General features: G+C 55.0%; 17 protein-coding genes. 6 read left to right on the top strand and 11 right to left on the bottom strand.

The genetic code is table 11. The features are described 5' to 3' along the window. From ACI9KD_RS13535 to ACI9KD_RS13515, 5 genes are all read right to left on the bottom strand, one after another. Window positions 1-680, bottom strand: a 680-nt coding sequence (locus ACI9KD_RS13535) for an AMP-binding protein (protein ID WP_414981707.1), incomplete at its 3' end; no start/stop codon positions are given. A gap of 33 nt (window positions 681-713) precedes the next feature. After that, window positions 714-1,247 (bottom strand): nuclear transport factor 2 family protein, encoded by a 534-nt coding sequence (locus ACI9KD_RS13530; RefSeq protein WP_414981706.1) that lies wholly within the window; start codon window positions 1,245-1,247, stop codon window positions 714-716. A gap of 28 nt (window positions 1,248-1,275) precedes the next feature. Further along, window positions 1,276-2,364 carry a hypothetical protein gene (locus ACI9KD_RS13525; RefSeq protein ID WP_414981705.1) on the bottom strand — a complete coding sequence of 363 codons (1,089 nt, stop codon included), beginning with the start codon at window positions 2,362-2,364 and terminating at the stop codon, window positions 1,276-1,278. Then, window positions 2,357-2,737 (bottom strand): nuclear transport factor 2 family protein, encoded by a 381-nt coding sequence (locus ACI9KD_RS13520; RefSeq protein WP_414981704.1) that lies wholly within the window; start codon window positions 2,735-2,737, stop codon window positions 2,357-2,359. Before ACI9KD_RS13520 ends, ACI9KD_RS13525 begins: the two co-directional genes overlap by 8 nt. A gap of 33 nt (window positions 2,738-2,770) precedes the next feature. Beyond that, window positions 2,771-3,175 (bottom strand): nuclear transport factor 2 family protein, encoded by a 405-nt coding sequence (locus tag ACI9KD_RS13515; RefSeq protein WP_414981703.1) that lies wholly within the window; start codon window positions 3,173-3,175, stop codon window positions 2,771-2,773. A 310-nt stretch (window positions 3,176-3,485) separates the two neighbouring features. Here ACI9KD_RS13515 and ACI9KD_RS13510 point away from each other — a divergent pair, with 310 nt between their 5' ends. Then, the gene (locus ACI9KD_RS13510) at window positions 3,486-5,861 is read left to right on the top strand and encodes a TonB-dependent receptor (protein ID WP_414981702.1); all 2,376 of its coding nucleotides are present in this window, start codon (window positions 3,486-3,488) and stop codon (window positions 5,859-5,861) included. A gap of 783 nt (window positions 5,862-6,644) precedes the next feature. Here the strand turns inward: ACI9KD_RS13510 and ACI9KD_RS13505 are convergent. The 3 genes from ACI9KD_RS13505 to ACI9KD_RS13495 form a co-directional block, all read right to left on the bottom strand. Next, window positions 6,645-7,799, bottom strand: coding sequence for a pyridoxal phosphate-dependent aminotransferase (locus ACI9KD_RS13505; protein WP_414981701.1), 1,155 nt, complete (start codon window positions 7,797-7,799; stop codon window positions 6,645-6,647). 81 nt (window positions 7,800-7,880) lie between these two features. After that, a complete protein-coding gene (locus ACI9KD_RS13500; protein WP_414981700.1) occupies window positions 7,881-8,699 on the bottom strand; it encodes a sulfite exporter TauE/SafE family protein in 819 nt (272 codons plus the stop codon). A 507-nt stretch (window positions 8,700-9,206) separates the two neighbouring features. Beyond that, window positions 9,207-9,845 carry a TonB-dependent receptor domain-containing protein gene (locus ACI9KD_RS13495; RefSeq protein ID WP_414981699.1) on the bottom strand — a complete coding sequence of 213 codons (639 nt, stop codon included), beginning with the start codon at window positions 9,843-9,845 and terminating at the stop codon, window positions 9,207-9,209. A 177-nt stretch (window positions 9,846-10,022) separates the two neighbouring features. Between ACI9KD_RS13495 and ACI9KD_RS13490 the strand changes: the two genes are divergently transcribed. From ACI9KD_RS13490 to ACI9KD_RS13480, 3 genes are all read left to right on the top strand, one after another. Next, window positions 10,023-10,577, top strand: coding sequence for a protein tyrosine phosphatase family protein (locus tag ACI9KD_RS13490; RefSeq protein ID WP_414981698.1), 555 nt, complete (start codon window positions 10,023-10,025; stop codon window positions 10,575-10,577). 85 nt (window positions 10,578-10,662) lie between these two features. Then, the gene (locus ACI9KD_RS13485; RefSeq protein WP_414981697.1) at window positions 10,663-11,832 is read left to right on the top strand and encodes an FAD-dependent oxidoreductase; all 1,170 of its coding nucleotides are present in this window, start codon (window positions 10,663-10,665) and stop codon (window positions 11,830-11,832) included. Window positions 11,833-11,836: 4 nt separating this feature from the next. Continuing rightward, a complete protein-coding gene (locus ACI9KD_RS13480; protein WP_414981696.1) occupies window positions 11,837-12,790 on the top strand; it encodes an XdhC family protein in 954 nt (317 codons plus the stop codon). Here ACI9KD_RS13480 and ACI9KD_RS13475 read toward each other — a convergent pair. Together ACI9KD_RS13475 and ACI9KD_RS13470 are read right to left on the bottom strand one after the other, a co-directional pair. Beyond that, window positions 12,770-14,218 carry a cryptochrome/photolyase family protein gene (locus tag ACI9KD_RS13475; RefSeq protein ID WP_414981695.1) on the bottom strand — a complete coding sequence of 483 codons (1,449 nt, stop codon included), beginning with the start codon at window positions 14,216-14,218 and terminating at the stop codon, window positions 12,770-12,772. The genes ACI9KD_RS13480 and ACI9KD_RS13475 overlap by 21 nt on opposite strands. Beyond that, complete coding sequence (locus tag ACI9KD_RS13470) at window positions 14,211-15,083, bottom strand: NAD-dependent protein deacetylase (RefSeq protein WP_414981694.1); 873 nt, start codon at window positions 15,081-15,083, stop codon at window positions 14,211-14,213. Before ACI9KD_RS13470 ends, ACI9KD_RS13475 begins: the two co-directional genes overlap by 8 nt. A 107-nt stretch (window positions 15,084-15,190) precedes the next feature. Here ACI9KD_RS13470 and ACI9KD_RS13465 point away from each other — a divergent pair, with 107 nt between their 5' ends. After that, window positions 15,191-16,078 (top strand): TIGR01777 family oxidoreductase, encoded by an 888-nt coding sequence (locus tag ACI9KD_RS13465; RefSeq protein ID WP_414981693.1) that lies wholly within the window; start codon window positions 15,191-15,193, stop codon window positions 16,076-16,078. A gap of 73 nt (window positions 16,079-16,151) precedes the next feature. On the opposite strand, the gene ACI9KD_RS13460 is transcribed toward ACI9KD_RS13465, so the two are convergent. Continuing rightward, entirely contained in the window at window positions 16,152-17,450 is a 1,299-nt protein-coding gene (locus ACI9KD_RS13460; RefSeq protein WP_414981692.1) for an RNA polymerase sigma factor RpoD/SigA, read from the bottom strand. 176 nt (window positions 17,451-17,626) lie between these two features. Here ACI9KD_RS13460 and ACI9KD_RS13455 point away from each other — a divergent pair. After that, window positions 17,627-18,252: MerR family transcriptional regulator (locus ACI9KD_RS13455; protein WP_414981691.1), on the top strand; the 626-nt coding region annotated here is incomplete at its 3' end.

The raw sequence follows: 18,252 nt of genomic DNA, 5'->3' as shown, positions 1-18,252 counted from the left end.
CCGGAGGTCAACATGTAGGCCACGTGTGCGTCCGGGTCCGGGTGCGTGAGTGCGTGCGCGATGGCATCGCCAGGCACAGTCGCAACGATATCGTCCAGAGCGAGCGCGTCGATAGAAAGTGTTTCGGGCTGAGAGCTGATGACTCTAACGCTACCCGGAAACGCCGTCAGCGCCGGTTCTATGTCCGCTCCAGCTTCAACATATACCAGCGCCGGTCTTACGAGCTCAATCACATGTCGAAGTCGGGCAAAGTCGCCGCCGATATAGGCGTAGTTGAGGCTGACCGGACATACGGGCACTCCCGCGGCCATGGCGCCGAGCCTCAGGACCGCGTGATTCACCGAGTTCCCCGCGAGCATCATCAGCGGTGTTTCTTGGCCCAGGCCCTGGGCAAGTAACCACTGCCCGATGGCGCGAACGCGCTTTGCAGCCTCAGCAAAGCTCAGACGTATCCATTCCCCATCGGCACCGCGCTCGCCGAGGAAATCCCGCTCCGGCACGGCGCTGGCGTTCGCAAGGAACGCCCGAATAATGGTCGGTTCGAAGGCCGGTTCCGGATCCAGGCTGCGCAGGATGAGTGAGCCGTCTTCCCGCCGCTGCAGATCCACATTGACCCGGGGCAGGTCGACCGGTCGGTAGGGAATGTTAAAAAGGTCCTGACTCAGACTTGTTTTGGTCATTGAAGCTATTCCGTTATCACGTTGTTGTGTTGTTCAGAAGCGTTGGTAGGACAGGTCATCCTTGCTTTTACTGCCGTGACGCATCTTCGGGTCCTGTGGATTGAACATGCCTAGGCACCAGTTCTCGTTGGACGGTAAATCGTGATTCCAGTCAAATACGAGCTTGCGGTGAGCGATCTTCCATTCGCCGTTACGTCGTTCAAAGCGATCCACACTGCGCGCACCGGTAAAGGTGTCCACGTCACTTCCGCCCCGCGCGAAGCGTACAAAAGTAATCACATAAGCTTCAACCCATGCGGTCTCACCGTCCAGCTCGATGTGCTGATTACACAGATAGTGAGCCATTGTGCCCATCTCGCGAATACGGCCGACGGCCCCATCTACATAGGCGTGGGCCGAACCGTTGTAGTTTGGTCCGTGCTCTTCAATTGCGTCCGCGTAGTAGCAGGACTTCAGAAGCTCAGCGTCAGCGCGGTCGACGCCGCGGGCCTGGCGGGCGAGCACATCGCGAATCTCTTCTCTGGCAAGAAACGCCTCCATCCTGTTTTCAGTTTTACTGATGCTCATGCGCTAAAACTCCTGATTACCGTTATTGTTATCCATGCGCGTGCTGTGTGAAGCGCGGGGTGTAGTGCGGCGCGCTTGGAAAAGCCAGCAGACCGGGAGGCGCTGACAAAACGTGCCCGATCGCCTGAGTCACCATGCCGGCCACCCCGTATTGAACCGCGGTGGTTTTCACGCCGGTGTTCTCCGGTTCCACCAGGTCCATTTTGATATCGATGCCGGGTTTTCCGCGCACGGAGATTTCCCAGTGGCTGAATTGTTTATAGCCGGGCACTTCCCGGCCCATGACCCAGTTAACCGAGTGCGTAATAACGCGTCGGTCGCCGATGAGGCCGTGGATTTGCCAGTTGGTCGCGGCGATTGTTCCCGCGCGAACAATTCCGGCGCGTGCTTCGATGTCTTGTGTTGCCAGAGTGACCTGATGGTCGCTTTGCAGTTCGGTCAGTTGTAGCTCCAGACGTTCCGCAAGGGCCCCGACGCATTGGCGGTACATTGCTGTAAACAGCGTGGCGAGGCTGCCATTCTCTAGATCCACATCCTGCGGACGCGCGCCCATACCCATGACGCCAAAGACATAGTTTGCGTTGGGCATGTCGAGGCAGTCATAAACCTCGCGACACAGAATGCTATCCAGTTCGGTAGACATGCCCGAGATCACGGGCACGAAGCGTTCGGCAATCAGCCCCGGATTAATACCTGTACCTGCCAGTGTGCTGCCACCACGGATGCAGCATTCGGTGAGACGCCTGGCATAGGACTCCCCGAGACTGGCCGGATGAAAGTAGTTGTTAATGGAAATCACATTCTTCCCGGATTCGAGTAAACGACAGACATCGTCATCATGAGCATCGTAGGGGAATTGGAGTAGTGGGCAGTGCAATACGACGTCGGCATCCAGTGCGAGAATTTCGTCTATGCAACTGGTTGCGATAACGCCGGTTGGATCGCGTCGGGCAATCTCCCCCGCGTCGCGTCCTGCCTTGCTGTCGCTGTAGACATACAGACCCACAAGTTCTAGGTCCGGGTGATCAATCACAGAGCGCAAACAGGTCTTGCCCATGGCCCCGGTAGCCCACTGGATCACCCGGTAGGGACGTGAGGCGGACGTGGTTTCACTCATCCAGAGGCTTGCCGTTCATCTCGAAGTAGTCACGCATTGCAGTGATTTCACCGCGGTCGTTGAACTCGACAATGCCCATGTAGGGATGCCCCACACGCTTGCCGCTGGCGCGCTCACGATATTCCTCATAGCCCTCGACGAGTAGTTTGTTACCGTTTTGGGCCCAGCGATCGACACGCCAGATTACGTCGGTCATGTCTGCGAAGTATTTATCGAGAAACCGCTCGAGCCAGGCCAGACCCTGGAGTGGGCGGGCACTGGTGTGCAGGATGTATTCCACGTCCGGCGCAAAGAAGCTAAGAAATTTCTGCTTATCCTGCTCAATACTGGCGCCGATGAGTTTGTGCATTGTCTCAATGTGCTGTGCTGCCATGCCGGAAGCCTCCACGGTAATAGTTTGGGGGTGTTAGTTGCCGGTCTGGGGTTCGGCTTTAGCACTTCCAGGGAGCGCCAGATTTTCAGGCTCGTAGTAATCGCGCCAGTGTGAAATCAGTCCATCGCGAAACTCAAAGGCCTGCATAAAGGGCTGCTGGATCGTGCGCTGATGCTCGTTATCCCAAAGCTCCTCATGACCCTCAAGCAGCAGAAGATCACCATTCTCCGCATAATTGAAGATATCCCAGCGTTTCTGCTCATAGTTACCGGAGTAATTGTTGAGGAACTTGCGCATCGTCTTCTTGCCCCGAACCGGGCGGGAGCTGATGTGCCAGTAATACTCGATGTCATCGCTGAGGCAATTCAGCACCGCATCGATATCGCGGCGCTCCCAGCAGGCGATGAGTTGTCTCACGGAGTCGATCTTCGTGGCCATGCTGTATCTCCTTATAGTTTTAAATTGAAATCTACTTTGTTACCTCTCCAAGAGCAAGTCCAGCCGCCTGCTTTGCCCGCCTGAGCCCCTTGCCGGGAAAAAGCGGTCTTTTTATGCAATATATTGTGATTTAAGAGGCTATTCGCGGATTTTTAAACTTTTGAGGTCCTGCTTGTACTCGCCCGGTTGTCGTATGGAAAGCTTGCGAACAATCCAATGTTATTAATTCTTGGCTGAATTCCCTTGACAGGTTTCAATTTGCAAACCAATAATTAGCTTTAACCATAATAAATAATTAGAGGTAAACACCATGCAAGACGATCGTCGTCTTTTCAATTCTCCTGTCTCTGTTTCTCACCGTATGCCTTGCCGACGCACCGCTCTGGCCAGCGCCGTGATCGCGGCCTGCTCTGCGATGACAAATACCGCCATGGCCCAGAGCGAATCGGGTTTTGCGCTGGAAGAGGTTGTCGTTACGGCGCAGCGCCGGGAGCGGGGTCTCCAGGACTCGCCGATTGCCGTAACCGCGGTAACCGGTACCACCCTCAGAGCGGGAAATGTTCTCTCCTACGCTGATCTGGCTCGCAGCTCTGCCAGCGTGACCTTTACCGAAGGCTCACCACTGGATCAGGAGCTGAATATCCGTGGTGTCGTCAGCGTGCGCATTGATTCGCCCACCGCTGACCCTTCAATTGGCGTGTTCGTAGATAACGTCTACGTGGGCCGAACCGGCCAGCTGAATACCGACTTCTATGACATAGAGCGTGTGGAGATTATCAGAGGTCCTCAGGGCGTATTGCTAGGTAAGGGCGTTGTGGGTGGTGCCCTGAGTATTGTTACCGCGGCCCCGGAACGGGAGTGGGGCGGTGAGATATCGGCTTCCTACGGTGAGTACAACGATCAGAAGATTTTCGGGCATATTACGGGTCCGCTCACCGACTCGCTGTCTGGACGGCTGTCATTTCAGACCCAGGAGCGCGACGGCTACTTCCGGGATATTCTCAACGATCGAGACCTGGAGAACAAAAGTTCCACACAGCTTCGCGCGCAATTCCTCTATGAGCCCCCGGAGCAGGACCTTTCGGCGCGGCTGGTCTTTGAGTATGCAAAGGACGACAGCAACGGCATCCACCGCATCGGCGAAAACATCAATCCCGACTTTGCCGGACTCAAGTCCTTCAGTAGCGGCCGAACGGTGGTGGCAAACGCTCGGGGCGGCCTGAGTCGCACGGAGAGCCTGTCCACGCATCCTACTTTTGTGGGCGATACGGAACCGACCTCCCAATTTCTGGATCGTGAAAACTGGTCTGTGAGCCTGAACATAGAGAAAGGGCTGGGGGATTATATGAATCTGGTGAGCGTGACAGGTTACCGGAGTGGCTCATCCGGCAGTTTGTATTCCCAGACCGGCATTGACCCGCGAAATCCTTACAACCTTGCTGATATGAGCGTGCCACTGCTGTTTGACAGTATTGTGGCGGAGGACGAGGACTTTGAGCAGTTCAGCCAGGAGGTGAACCTTTCCTATTTTAACCCTGATAAGCGCATTGACTGGTTGGTTGGTGGCTATTACCTGACGCAAGAAGTGCAGAAAAACGATATTTTTAATGCGCACTCGCAGCCCGTGGTTTTCTCCGTACCGATTTTTGCCGAGACGCTGTCGGGAGAGTCCCGCTGGTTCAACGATGGCGGTACGGATACCCTGGCGGTATTCGGACAGGTGGGCTTTGCAATTACCGACCAGCTCAAGCTAACTGTCGGTGGTCGCTACACCGAGGACGAAAAGGATGGCAGAGTGCGTGGCCTCTCGACGGCGACCGGAGACTTCTTTAACCCTGGCAGCACGACGCCGCTGACGCCGCTCAGCCCGAGCTATGCCCTGGGCGGCGGTTACACCGCCAGCTATGGGGAAACCTGGAGCGAGTTCACGCCGCAGGCCATTCTCGAATACAACCCGGGTGAAGGCTTTATGGCCTATATCAACGTGGCCAAGGCGTTCAAGGGCGGCGGATTTGAAGACACGCCGTCAAATGCAGTGGCGGCAACGCTCTCCTTTGATCCGGAAACGGTCATCAGCTACGAGCTGGGTGCCAAGGTCGACTTTTGGGATGATCGCGCGCGGGTGAACGCCGCTCTGTATTACATGGACTACGAGGACCTGCAGGTTACGCAAACCAACGCCGACTGTTTGTGCAACATTACTGACAACGCCTCGGATGCCGAGATCATGGGTCTTGAGGTCGAAATGCAGCTTGCTGTGACGTCTTCTTTGCGACTATTTGCCGGCGGCAATTATATGGATACGGAGTATGTGAACTTCGTCGACAGCCTCGGCAATGACAACTCGGGCGGTCGCCTGCAGAGAACGCCAGATTACACCTACAATGTTGGCTTAGACTATTCCATGGACATGGCAGGGCGCGCGGACGCATTAAGCCTGTATCTGAACTACGCCTATCAGGGCGACTTTAACTGGGATCCGGACAACATCACGGAGCAGGCGGCCTACGGGCTGTTGGACGGCCGCTTTTCCTATTACATCAACCAAGATGTCACTGTGTCGGCTTACGGCAAGAACATCCTCGATGAAGACTACCGAGTTTTTGTGATCAACTTCTTCGCCGACGAGGTCGCGTCGCTTGGTGCGCCGAGGACCTTCGGGGTTGAGTTGAACGTTCGTTTTTAAGCCCTGTTGATTTGGGGCCGGGCGTCCTTGGGGCGCCCGTTTTTTTTGCAGGAAATTTTAACGCTTGAGTCAGCGCTCGTCGCAATTGTAGGCATTTTCCTTCTGGGTTACGAAGTGAGACAGGCTAACTCCCTTGCGACGTAGCAAGCGGTATCACAAAGCTGGAGCAACTGGTTGGATTGGCAGAAAAGCTTTATCGGGTCAGATGTTTCATCTGTTATCAAAAAATCAATGATCGATCCTGAATCGCTTACTCTTGCCGAAAAACTCAGGCTCCACCGGCTTTACCTAGGAATAATTTGTCTTTTCGAGAGCGATTTCGAGGTGTTTGCATACACTAGCGAGAGTGTCGTCGAACAGGAAATTGAAACCACTATAAGTTATCTGAGTGGAGTTTTTTGCGATCCATATGCAAAGGCTTGGATCAGGACCATAGGTCGTTTCCGGTTAGTTGGGCGGACGTAGGTTCAGGTGACGTGTGTGCGCAATATGTGCCTAATGCTATTGTAAAAATATGTCAGTGATGTGCAGCCATCTTATTATTTTATCAATAAAATCATATACTTGACAATTAATGACAAGGTAGGTTCGCATTGCAAATCCGTCAACGCCGGTTCGATTCCGACGTGACTCCCCGTGTTTGAAGTAAGCACGAAGGCCATGCTCTGCCGGCGATAATCGCTCAGAGAAAGGCTTGAATAAAAAAGGGGCTGTCAAATATGACAACCCCTTTTTGTTTAGCCAGCAGGTCGCTTTAGCTGCACTGCCTAACTCCCGGGGGAATCAGGAGAGCCGTGAAAGCACCTTCGGTAGCGCATCGACGTACATCTGGACGTGTTCCAGGCGACCCATGCTCACGCGAGACCAGTTTGTGTAATCGCGGTAGATACCTCTGATTAGCACGTTCTCCTTCTCCATACCTTCTCGGAAGGTCTGAGCATTAAGCGAGCCAAGGTCGGCGAAGATGAAGTTTGTTTGCGAGGGCAGGCCGGTGAGGCCGTTTTCCTTGAGCGCCGAGTACACCATCTCCCGCGCTTCACGGATCTTGGCTCGCGAGGCGTCCATAAATTCAGCGTCTTCGTAACTGGCAATAGCAGCGGCAAGGCCTGCCTGGTTGAGGCCGTAACTTCCGATACCGTACTTACCGATACTCTCGATGGTCTCTGGTGCGGCAATGATGTAGCCGATGCGCATTCCTGCCAGACCGTAGATTTTCGAGAAAGTGCGAGCCACGATGACATCGTGACCGTCTCTCACGAGGCCGACCATGGTGTTGCTCTCTGGGGCATCGGTAACTTCGTTGTACGCTTCGTCCACCAGTACCGTGGCCTTTTTCGCTGCTTTGATACAAAAAGCTTTGAGTGCTACCGGGTCGGTGAGTAGGCCCGTCGGATTGTTAGGGTTCACAACCTGAACCATGGATATGGAATCATCAATAGCCGCGTACATGGCGTCCAGATCGATTTCCAGCCCGGAGTCTTTAGGCAGGCGAACGATCTTAGCGATAGCCTGTTGCTCCACAGCCATGGAGGTTGTGTCCCAGAAAAGATCCGGGCCGAGTATGTTTCCGGTCTGCGCCGCATTGATTGCGGTGGCCGCCAAAACGCCACTGGAGCCGCTGCTTATGGCAACAAATTCGGGATCTACGCCGTTGCGCTCCGCGATCATCGCGCGCAGGGCCATGGCCGACTCGCTGGCGTAATAGGAGCCACTGAGGCTCGCCTCTTGAATTGCTGCTAATGCCTTTTTACTCGGTCCATACGGGTTTTCGTTGGCGTTGAGCTTGGCTATGCCTGGGGCGGGGCCATAGAAGGGCGTCAGCCGTGTCACTCTTGTAGCGTCTTTAGCCCAGCCAAGACTCGGGCGCAGCACCGACGCAGCGGCTGCAACACCCGCTGCTCCAACAAGGAAACCCCTTCGATTAAAATCTATCGTCATAGCTTTCTCCCAAGTCACTGTGTGTTTAATTCATCGTGATCTTTGTCACGCTGCGCAACAAGCGCATTGCCTGAGGGTAAATCAGGCTTTCAAAAACATCGAGACCGATACGATCACGAGGTATATGCCAAAAATTTGTTTCAACCGTGCGCCATCCAGACTATGCGCTAAGCGAGCCCCAATAGGCGCAGTAAAGATAGAAAATACCGCGATTGCCAGTAGAGCAGGAATATTAATGTAGCCGATTGAGCCCACAGGAAGGTTCTCTGCGTCGAGCCCCATTACCATAAAGCCGATCATTCCGGGTACGCCGATAAGAAAACCGACTCCCGACGCGGTTGCAACAGCCTGGTGGATGGGGCGATTGCACAACACCATGGCGAGCACCATCACCGTGCCTCCACCAATACCCAGCAATGCCGAAACGCCCCCGAGCCCACTGGCCAGTAGAGCCTTTCCCGGGCCCGTTGGTAGTGAGAAACGCCCGTGATAGCGGTCGAATATCCGGGGGAACAGAAAGTAGATGGAGTAAACCAATACGCCAATAGCAAACACCAAAATCAGCCGCTGGCTGTTACTGACGGAGGCTATCCAGATGCCGACGCCGACGCCGACTACCACCCATATCGCCCAGTCGCGCAGAAGCTGGAAGTCCACGGCCCCGCGCTTGCTGTGGGCGTGTACTGAGCGCGCTGAGGAGACAACGATGGTAGCTAGTGAGGTGCCCACCGCAACGAGCATCAGGTCCTCGCTTTGGTCCCCTAAAAACGGAAACACGGCGAGTAATGCAGGCACTACAACGAATCCGCCGCCGACACCAAAAAGCCCGGCGGTCATGCCAGCGACGATACCTGCACCACTCATTACCGTTAGAAACAACAGCATGTCCGTGAGCACCACTCCTTGCTTCCTCGTTAAGTAAGATGCTGATGCTGGCGTTACAGGTGCGCCTTGCAGGCGCCCGGTGTTTACTCCGTCATCAGTTGTATGCTCATGCCACCAGAGAACCTATAGGCAGTGTTTGCCGTCTCAAGAATCGCTGTTCAGCACAGTGCAGTTAGAAGCAAAAAACGCGCCACTGGGACCCCGCGCCGAGACGTTTTTTCAAGTTCTTCGCCGACGCCCCATACCGGTAGCGTCTATGCGCGCGGCATTATTTGTGTGTCCTGTATTGACGGATAGCAAGGACCGGGAGAGCAGGGGGATTAGAGTTTTTGGGCACTATGATTGTGCGCTTGAACGCAATTTGTGCACCAAAGCGGCAATGCTATAAGGTTTAGCAGCGCCGGACACATATGCGTCGAGCTGTTCGTAAGAAGATGTGCGTTTAGAACAAACAAAAAAGGACGCCCTAGAGCGCCCATAAAACTGAAGCCTTGGTGGGCCAAAGGGCCCGAGGCTCTGCAACTAGAAGTCAGCGCGAAGCCTCAGGTAATAGTATCCGCCCTGCCAGTCGACCACTGAGGTGGACGCGTAGACACGACCGCAGCAGTAATCGTTATTACTGGCAATACGATCGACCTTGTCTGGATACTCATCAAAGATGTTACGACCACCGATGCTGGCGCGCAGCATGTCATTGATCTGCAAGGAACCTTCTAAATCGAGAAAGATCGCGGGGTCGTAGGTCTGGACCGATAGCGGTGACGTGTTATCTGAGTCCTCGCTTTCGCCAAAGTACCTGGCCCGCGCCATGATGCTGAAATCTCCGGCTGTATGGAATGCAATGGCATTCCAGCGCAGATTCGGCAGCTGGTTTTCAAGATCGAATTTATCCTCGGCATTCAGTACGCCCAAGGTGTCGGCAACGACTTCCTGTTCGTGGTAGTTCAAGGCCAGAGATAGATCTGTGGAACGCTCGCCATCCCACAGCATCGCGTAGTTTGCGACCAGATCAAAACCCGTGGTCTCGGTGTCGATAGCGTTCTGGAAGTAGTTGACGCCTCCAATACTCTCTGCGCCCACCACGCCGGCAGACATTAAGGCAAGGTAACGCTCGTAAGCATCGGGGTCACCGTTGGGATCAGCGCTGATGACGCATGGCATGGCCTATAGACGATGATTTCTAGACGATAGTTTCGGCTGCGGAAATCTCCCGTAGTCCGATACGATGTTTGCTTGTGTTCAGATAATTCAGGACTCAGATAATGGGGAGCTATCCGTTCGCGAAGCGATATGCTTTGCTATAGGCTTGAAGCACAATGACCCAGAGACGTAGTTACCATGAAGCTTTGTCTGTTTTTAGTTTCGATTTTCACGCTATGGGTGACACCAACTGTGGCGCTGGAACAGGGGGTACTGGAGGAGGTGAGTAATTTTCACCGTGTGTCTGATGACCTGCTGACGGCAGGCCAAATTTATCCTCGGCACATTCCAACGCTACAATCGGAAAACGTAGAGCTGATTATCAATCTCGCAGTAGCCGATCCGGAGCGCAATGCAGAAGAGCCTTTCGCGGTAGCCGCGGCGGGCATCAGCTATGTCAATATTCCTGTGCTGTGGAGTGCGCCAACCGCGCGTGATCTTGATCTATTCTTTGCCATGATGGACGCGCGAAAAGGCCGTAAGACTTTGGTGCATTGTTTTGCCAACTTCCGTGCCTCTGCATTTACCTATTTGTATAGAGTTATTCGTGCAGAGGTGCCTGAGGCCGAGGCGCGAAAGGATCTGTATGCGGTATGGGATGAGGCCAAATTCGACGACAATCCAGTCTGGCGTCGTTTTGTAGACGAGACGCTGGCGGCCCATAGATTTGCGGCTGACGATTCTGCACATTGAGCCTGGGTTCTGATGCACTTCGTTTTGATATACACGCGACCGTCACTACTCGTTACCAGGCTGAAATAACCTCGAGCTCTTGACCATGACTGAAGACCACGATTTAAGTAAACGTCGAATGCTGCGTGCACTCGGAGCGGCATCGGCTCTACCCGTGCTCGCTTCACTGGGCGCTTGCACAAGCGGTGGCGGGGGGGCGAACGGCCTCAGTTCTTACGCGCGGCCCTTTTCGCGCCAGCCTTTTGTGGCACCGCGAATTTCCGAGGATCGCATCTTGCGAGTCATTGTGGGACATCGACCCTTTCGACCCTCAGGGTTTGTAGTAAAGCGTGAGACTTACGACAAGAAAGAAATTATTCATAACTATGGACACGGCGGCGGTGGCATTTCCCTCTCCTGGGGATCCTCAGCACTCGCAGTCCAGCAAGCCACGAGCTTACCGGTGGGCGATGCGGCCGTTATCGGAGCGGGGATCATGGGGCTCACCACGGCGCGTCTGCTACAAGACGCGGGTTGGAATGTAACGATTTATACGCGGGCCCCCTCGCGACACAGTGTGTCCAATGTGGGCGCGGGACAATGGGCGCCGACCTCGGTTTTTGATGAAGATGTTGCCAGTGACGCGTTTGTTGCGCAGTACAAGTACGCATCGCGCATCGCGCATCATGCGTATCAAAACTTGGTGGGCGCGGATTACGGAGTCAGCTTCAAAGAAAACTATTATCTGTCGGATGAGCCGCAGGAGGGTGGTTACTACCTTCGTGAGATGCCTGAACTCTTCACGTCGGTCGTCAATCTTGAGCCCGGACAGCACCCGTTTCCCTCACGGTATGTTACGCAGACGGTAACGATGCTCGTTGAGCCCGCGATGTTCTTACGCAGAGTCCGCAGTGACTTTTTTGTCGCGGGCGGGAAGATGGTAGCGCGAGACTTTAAGGATATCTCCATGGTGTTAGCCCTTCCAGAGACGACTATTTTTAACTGTACGGGTCTCGGCGCAAAAGCGCTGTTTGGGGATGACGAAATGCAGCCAGCAAAGGGTCAGCTGGTTTTCCTGCCGCCGGATCCTGCCGTCGATTACCTTACCGTGGGTGGCGGTAGCGATGTGACGTATATGTTCCCGCGTAAAGGCGAAATCCTACTAGGCGGTTCTTTCGAGCTGGGGGACTGGTCTCGCGAGCCGGAGGCCGAAGTTACCCAGCGCATTATTGCGGACAATCGAAGTCTTTTTGAGCGCGTTTCCACGCGGGTGTAGGGACATGCAGACCCAAGATTACGCCGTACTAAGCGCAGCACTCCAAGCAGTGCGAGCTGGCCAGGAATGCTGGCTGGCCACCGTGGTCGCAGTGCATGGCTCTTCTCCTCGACCACCGGGCTCTCTAGCGCTGTTTCTACCCCCGAGCTCGCAGGTAGGTTCGCTTTCTGGCGGCTGCGTGGAAGAAGAGCTGCTGGCAAGTTTGGTTCAAGGAGAGTTCTCTGACGGCGCTCCGCAGGTTCTCCAATATGGCGTATCCGCGGAAGAGAACGCGCGCTTGGGTCTGCCCTGCGGTGGACACCTGACGGTATTTTTGCAGTCCTTGAGTTCAGAAAAGGATTTGGTTTGGCTGGAGGCCATACGCAATAGCCTGGATGCGCGCAAGGTGTCTCAGCGCCTTGTAGATCGTCTCTCCGGCGACACCACCGTGAGACAAGCGCCGCGGTATTGCGAGCTCGATTTTGGTGAATCACGGCTCACCCAGAGTTTTGGGCCCAGGCAACGAATGCTACTCATTGGCGCGGGTCAACTGGCCGCAAGCGTAGCCGAGCTAGCGCTGGGACTTGATTACGATGTGCTCGTCTGTGACCCCAGAGATGACGCTCGAGCAGGATGGCGGGGCCCGGCGTTGCCTCTGCTATCTGATATGCCGGATGACGCCGTCCGTGCCCATGCGGATGATCCGGAGTCGGTGGTAATCACCTTGACTCATGATCCTCGCATCGATGATATGGCGCTAATGGAGGCTCTCGAGTCCAAGGCGTGGTACGTGGGCGCCCTGGGCTCTGTGCGTACCACAGAGCAGCGTAAGGAACGCTTAAGCGCTTTGGGCGTGCCGCAGAACTGTATAGATCGCCTGCATGCACCGGTGGGCTTGGATATTGGAAGTAAAACGCCGCCAGAGATAGCTGTGTCAATCATTGCGCAACTTATCCGTTTACGACGACGTGGCGGCTGATAGCCTAATTTGCTCATAGGCGTCCAGTGCAGCCTGCCGAGCTTCTCGATGATCCACGATTGGTTGTGGGTAATCTTCGCCAAGTGTAATGCCGGCCTCATCGAGAACTCCGTCCGGTGCCTCCCAGGGCTTGTGCAGATACTTGTTGGGAAGACCAGCGATCTCCGGCACCCAGCGACGCACATACATGCCCTGTTTATCGAACTTCTCGCCCTGAGTGACTGGATTGAATATGCGAAAGTAAGGTGCCGCATCGGCTCCACTACCAGCAACCCATTGCCAACTACAGCCATTGCTGGCCAGATCAGCGTCTACCAATGTGTCCCAAAACCAGTCCTCCCCATGGCGCCAGTGTTGCAGAAGATGCTTGCAAAGGAATGACGCTACGACCATGCGCACACGATTGTGCATAATGCCGGTCGCCCAAAGCTCTCGCATACCCGCATCTACAATGGGATATCCAGTCTGTCCCTGTTGCCAGGCACCAAGGCGCTTGTCGTCAGCCTGCCAGGGAAAGCCCCTAAAGTTCTTTTTAAAGGGACTGTCCGGTATCTCCGGGAAGAAATGCAGTAGATGATAAGAGAATTCCCGCCAACCAATCTCCGCCTGAAATTTGTTAACGGCCGTATCTGAATGAGGAAGCTCAAGCTTTTTCTGTTCGCACATCGCCCAGATCTGTCGTGGAGAAATTTCACCATGGTGCAGATGAGCGGACATTCGAGACGTGGCATCTACCGCGGGGAGATCGCGCTCATCGGCATAGCGTGACACGGCGTCATCCAGGAATGCATGCAAGCGTTCTTGAGCACCGCTTTCACCGGGTGTCCAATGATCTAGCCAGGACCCTGCCCAGTCGGGGTTCTCGGGAAGTAATTGCCACTGCGAAAGAGCATCACTTTGAGCATAGTCCGACCAACTGCTTTGAGACTTTGCTACCGGTGGGGCGCTCTCGACACGTCGGCAGGCACGCCAAAAGGGTGTGAAAACCTTAAAGGGACCGCCGCCCTGAGTCAGGACACTCCCGGGTTCGTGAAGCAGCGATCCGGGGAAACGCTTAAATTTAATGCCATCGCTGCCCAGAGCGCCATGCAGTGTCTCTTCTTCCTGGCTAGCCCAGGGTTCGTAACGGCGACTGCAGTAAACGGTTTGAGCGTTGTTAGCTTCACAGACTTCACGAAGGATCGACAAGGCGTTTCCCCGACGAAAAATTAATTTCCCGCCCAGCGATCGGATGTCGGCGCCAAGTGCCGTCAAGCTGTGGTGGAGCCACCAGCGACTCGCGCCTCCCATGGACCATTCCCCGGGGGCGTCTTCATCCAGAATGTAAATCGGCAAAACCTGTTGACCGTCTCGACTTGCGGCTTGCAGCGCTGGGAGGTCGTTGAGTCTCAGGTCTTGCCGGAACCATAAAATGACGGTGTCAGTCATATGAGTTGTTTCCTTGCTCCGCTATGTGGTCTCTGCTGCGTTCGAGTATTGCGCTCAGACCCCTGTCAGCACCGATGCGCCACTTAGTTGCAATGTCGTCGGCCCGAGTGCGCCCTGGGTTAATAAGAAAGATAGGTTTGTCGCTTTGCAGCGCCCACTTACAAAAACGATATCCGGAATAAACCTGCAATGAACTACCAATGACCAGCAGGCTGCGCGCGCGCTCCAGGGCTAGCTGCCCCTCATGTACGCGTTCACCGGGAATGCTTCCTCCAAAAAACACCACGTCGGGCATCAGTGTGCCGCCGCATTGTTTACAGACCGGTACGGTCACGCTATCGACGATACTGTCGGGCATATCTGCGTCGCCATCGGGTCTTGCTGACACGGTGCCACGTGTGATTCCCGGGTTTAGGCGCTCCAGTTCACCTTGGAGTTGATCGCGACTCAATGATTGTTTGCAATCCAGACAAATCACGCGGTCGAGGCGTCCGTGAAGATCCGTCACCTTGGCGCTCCCTGCTCTTTGATGCAGGCGGTCTACATTTTGGGTCACGACATGTGTGATGGCCCCGAGCCTTTCCATGTGAGCCAAGATTAGATGCGCGGCGGAGGGGCGCGCGTCGCGTACGGCAGGCCACCCTAGTAAGGATCGACCCCAGTAGCGTTGTCGTTGTTGTGGGTCTCGGACGAATTCCTGATGAGTTATAGGGTCGCTGCGCAGCCAGTTGCCAGTCTCGTCCCGATAAGTTGGAATGCCCGTCGCTACGCTAATCCCTGCGCCCGATAGCACTAAAGCTGGTGATGCATCAACGATCGCGTCCACGATTTTTCGGTCGGAGTCTGAAAGAGATTTACCATTCATCGTGGCACTATACGTTGCGTCGAGCGCTCTCGGATCGTCTGCCTAACTTTTGATCTGAATTGAAGCTGGCAGGGTATGTACCACTAGAGATGTTAAAGGATTGTTATATGAATATTTTAGTCACAGGCGGCACGGGTTTTATCGGCAAGGCGCTTATTCCTGCGCTGCAGGATCGAGGGCATGATATTAGCGTGTTGACTCGCCGCTGTGATCATCCCATTGCGGGCGTGGACTACGTGCAGGAACTCGCAGCGTTGAACAGCAATATCGACGCGGTAATCAATCTAGCGGGGGCCTCGCTGGCCGATAAACGCTGGAGCACGGCCTACAAGCAGGAGATAGTCGCCAGCCGTGTGGACCTAACCCGCGCCCTGGGTGATTATTTTCACAGTGCCGATGTCCAGCCATCTGTTTGGCTTAACGCCAGTGCGATCGGTTTTTACGGCCCGCGTACTGATGAAGCGTTGGCTGAGGGTTCGTCATCCGGCGAGGGTTTTGCCGCATCGCTCTGTCGAGACTGGGAGGCCGCGGCCACTGAGGCTGCTGGAAGTGCTCGTCTATGTCTTATGCGTCTGGGAGTGGTCCTGGATGTGGATGGTGGGGCCTATCCTCAGATGGCTCAGCCATTTCGTATGGGAGTGGCCAATTGGATGGGCGATGGGCAGCAATGGCTGAGCTGGGTGCACCGTCAGGATGCTGTGTCGGCTTTCTGTTTTGCTTTGGAGAGTCCTAAGCTGACGGGGCCAGTAAACGTCACCGCACCGAATCCGGTAACGAGTCGTGATTTTTGTCATGCGATGCGACAAGTACATCGTACGTTTTTGGCGATACCTATGCCGGGATTTGTAATGCGCGCGATGGTCGGCGAAATGGCTGATGAGCTTCTTCTAACCGGGCAGCGTGTCCTCCCTGCAGCCCTTGCCGCGGCAGGCTTTGAGTTTGCGCTGCCGGGATTGGCCTCGGCCTTGGAACGAATTGAGGCGCCGAGCCCTTAGCTACTGGCGCCTTCGTGGCTCCATGGTGGTTCCATCGTAGTTCCACCATAGCCCCTAACAAAAGATCCAGATATCAACCACCGGCGTCTATGTAGTCAGAGAATGCAGCCCGAATCCGCTCGTTACCACTGAGCTTGGTCAACGCCGCACGCTCTAGTTGCCGCACCCATTCGCGACTTACCGACATCCGATCGGCAATCTCTGCACGAGTCAGAGGCGGGCCATCATGTAAACCCCAACGAGCAATCACGACTTCCCGTTCGGCTTGGTCCAGCCCTTGCATCTCTATCAGCAGTCGATCGTGTAAAGATTCTGTTTCAGCTTCTGCTTCGGATGCGCCAAACGGCCCTCCACTCATGCTGTCCAGCAGCGTGCCGTCAGCGTCATCGTACTGGGGTGCATCTAATGAGACGCCCAGATTTCGCAACTGCAGAAGATCACGGGTTTTTTCCAGCGACAGGCCAGCAGCCTCGGCCAATGCGGCATCCCCGGGCTCCTCACCCGTGCGCTGCTTCTCAGTAATGCGCAATCGGTACAGTTTGTTAACCTGTTCCTGGACATGGGTGGGATAGCGTATCAAGCCTCCGGTGTCGCCTACATGTCGCCGTATGGCCTGGGTTATCCAGTTAAAACAGTAGGTGCTGAAGCGGAAGCCTTTGCTGTGGTCATATTTCTCGGCGGCCCGAATCAAACCCAGGGTGCCTTCCTGAATCAAGTCTAGATAGTTCACACCTTTGCCGCGATAGCGTCCTGCGATGGAGTACACGAGCCGTAAGTTGTGCATGGTCAGCGTGTCTCGGGCGTCGGAATAACGCTCGAGATAGGCAAGCAACTCCTCGCGGAGCTGCGGGTCTAGAGGCTCGGTAGGCCGCTTCTCAGTTTGCGCCCAGTAGGTAGACCATTGCTGCAGGGCGTCTGCGACGCTGTCTTGAAGCTTCACACCATCAAGTCGTAAAACCACGACCGCAATCCCCACAGTCAAGCTCGCTGGGAGTTCCAGTTCACGGATTCTCTGATCAAGTGTGCGAGGTGCACGTTTCTTTTGTAGCGCGCTGTGCAGTGCCTCCATAAGGCCAGCCTGCTTGCCATCGGGCATGTAGCTGGCAAGCTCCCTTCGGAGAATGAAGTGATGCTCTCTGTTCGTGAAGTATGCGATGTCCAGAGGCGTCAGCGCCGTGTTGCTGCTCCAGGCACGCAGATAATGCAAAGCCGTACCGTCTCGGGTAAGGAGTCGCTGAAGTGACTTTACGGCGAGCCACTTGTCACCGTCGATGGACTTTTCCTGCTCACTAGTAAGCAAAGGGTATCGACGGGCCTCAGAGAACAGGCGATCAAGATCACGGTCTTCGGTTTCTACGGTAAGCGATTCCACTAGTCGTACTCCATAACTTGTTGACTAGATATACGGGAGTTTGTCGCGATTTGGATACCTCGATTGAGCAATTGTCTGGGTTTTGCTGTGACAAAACATAGACACCTATCGATGGTGGCGAGATCTGCTAAGGATTTTGTCGCGTAACTACCCTGACACCACATGAGATCGGAGTTATGAACGCAGCATTATTTGAACCTCGTCCACTCTACGGCATCGGAACCGTGGCTCGTCTCACTGGATTGAAGCCCGACACGCTGCGGGTCTGGGAGCGTCGCTACGGGCTGGGAGCAAGCCACAAGTCGCCAACGGGTCGGCGACAGTACACACAATCGGATCTCGAGCATCTGCAGTTGATAGCATCATTGAAGGGTGACGGCGCGCGCATCGGTGAGATAGCAAGCTCCGAGCGTAAGACGCTGGAGATGTTGCTGCGTCAAAGAGGCCTCCGTAACCGGAGTGCAGATTCGCCGGTAAAGCCTAGGGCGGTGTTCCTTGGTGTGGCGTTGTGCGATTGGCTGGACAAGCACCAGGGTTGTGTCAGTAACGTGAGTGCACATCTGGCGCGAACAGAGCTGGCCGATATCGATGCTGAGGCCTTTGACACCTTGGAACAGAACGATGTATTGGTGGTTGAGTGTGGTTCGCTTGGAAGCGCTCAGGTGGCCAAATTACAGCAATTTCAAAAAATAGGTGTCGCCGCCAGAATTATCGTGGCGTACCGCTTTGGGAATGCCCACTGGCTAGAGGAATTGGGGAAGTCGCAAATCGCTGTGATGGAGTTCCCGCCAGATCCGGGGAA

Source organism: Congregibacter sp., from assembly GCF_047617445.1.
Lineage (GTDB): Bacteria > Pseudomonadota > Gammaproteobacteria > Pseudomonadales > Halieaceae > Congregibacter.
Note: the sequence above shows the minus strand (reverse complement) of the source record. Positions and strands in the feature narration are given on the sequence as shown.